We start from the raw sequence: 1,596 nt of genomic DNA, 5'->3' as shown, positions 1-1,596 counted from the left end.
ATCCGCGCCGCCACCAACCCCGACGCCATCGCCGCCCTCACCCGCCGCACCCTCATCGGTCTGGTCAATGATGTGCTATCGCGCGCAAACATCGACCGCGACCAGATCCGCCAGGTGATCACGAACAACATCAACACCGAAGCGCTACGGTTCATGACCCTGTCCGCCGGCCTCGACCACAACCTCTGCTACGTGGATAACGTCGCCGACTTCGCCCACGTCCACTCCGCCGACAACCTGCTGAACCTACAGAGCTATCTCGAGGACGGCGCCGCGCCCGACCAGATCGTGCTTACGATCAGCCACGCCTTCGGCACATGGGCACTCGCTCCGCTCCGGCTCCACTGACACCTACGGCCGCCGACACCGTGTGTCCTCGCAAGCATGGCCGGTGGCATCCGAGGTCGGTCACCTCCGTTCACGACTGGTGCTGGGTGACCTATCTCAAGTCCCAGGGCTTGATCTGGTCGGTATCGATGTCTCGTAATCCACGCCATGACGGATGCCGCAGTATCCCCGCGTGAGTCCACTCGGTGAAGGCCACTACTCCGACCAACCGAGGATGCACCCACTTCGCCTCCGGCGCAGCAGCGCTGTTCAAGACCGGGGGCGTATCCCGTTGGAGTGCAGTCAGTCTCGTAGCCAGATCAGCGAGACTGGCGCGAGTGAACCCGGTTCCGACGTTGCCCGCCCAGATGAGATTCCCATCATGGTCGGGTACGGCCACCAGTAGCGAACCGATCCGTCCGAAGCGGCTTCCGGCCCCGGGCCGCCACCCGACCACGATCACCTCCGATACGCGCAGGTTTTTGATCTTGGTCCAGGATGGACTGCGGCGGCCTGGCAGGTAGCGGCCATCCAGACGCTTGGCGATCAAGCCCTCCAAACCGAGCGCTTGCGAGCGCGCCAGCAAGTCCGGGCCCCGGCCGCTCAAGCGAGGCGATATCTGCCACCTCGGTCCCGGCAAGGCCAACTGCTCGAGCAGTTGACGACGCCGCACGTAAGGCAGCTCGATCAGCGTCCGGTCACCGACATGCAGCAAGTCGAACGCCACGAAGCTCACGGGAGCCGCCACGGCCATCTCGGCGATCGCGCCAGCGCCGCGCCGATGCATGCAGGGTTGCAGCGCCTCGAACGATGGCACCCCTTCGACGAACGCGACGATCTCGCCGTCGAGTACGAACGGCGGCTGGCCCGCCAAATCGGCCAGCTCGGGCCATGCTGCAGTGATGTCGTTGCCGTTCCGCGAGACAAGCTGCACGCGGTCGGTGACATAACCGCCCGCCCGGATGCCGTCATATTTGATCTCGAAAGCCCAGCCCTCATCGTCGCTGGGCAACTCTCCGGGAGCCGCCAGCATTGCCGCGTATCGCGGCAGCCTGATCACCGTTGCGTCGCCGCCATTCAGAGGCTCCCTTTAACCACAAACGACCTACTAGCAAACGTACAGCAGCAGATCGAACGGTCGCCGGAGTGCGCCACACCTCGCACCGGCCTCGGCGCCGCCAGATCGAGGCTTGAACAGCGAAGCCTTCTGCAGTGGCGCGCCTTTGGGCAGCGAACGCAATGGGCCTACTTCGTGAGGGTGGGACGGTC

General features: G+C 64.7%; 2 protein-coding genes. One reads left to right on the top strand and one right to left on the bottom strand.

Annotated elements, in window-relative coordinates:
* Nucleotides 1–348 (top strand): 3-oxoacyl-[acyl-carrier-protein] synthase III C-terminal domain-containing protein (locus NA3_RS35255; RefSeq protein WP_167355103.1); only part of this gene is annotated, 348 nt, incomplete at its 5' end.
* Nucleotides 349–439: 91 nt separating this feature from the next.
* Here the strand turns inward: NA3_RS35255 and ligD are convergent.
* Nucleotides 440–1,360 (bottom strand): non-homologous end-joining DNA ligase, encoded by a 921-nt coding sequence (gene ligD, locus NA3_RS35250; protein ID WP_062969249.1) that lies wholly within the window; start codon nucleotides 1,358–1,360, stop codon nucleotides 440–442.
* Nucleotides 1,361–1,596 lie beyond the last annotated feature (236 nt).

This window comes from Nocardia africana NBRC 100379 (genome assembly GCF_001612635.1).
In the GTDB taxonomy this organism is placed as follows: Bacteria; Actinomycetota; Actinomycetes; order Mycobacteriales; family Mycobacteriaceae; genus Nocardia; species Nocardia africana.
This window is presented reverse-complemented; position numbering and strand designations above follow the sequence as displayed.

Bases quoted from the DNA above. Each gene is read 5' to 3' on its own strand.
- ligD (WP_062969249.1), bottom strand. From the start codon at position 1,360: ATGCTGGCGGCTCCCGGAGAGTTGCCCAGCGACGATGAGGGCTGGGCT.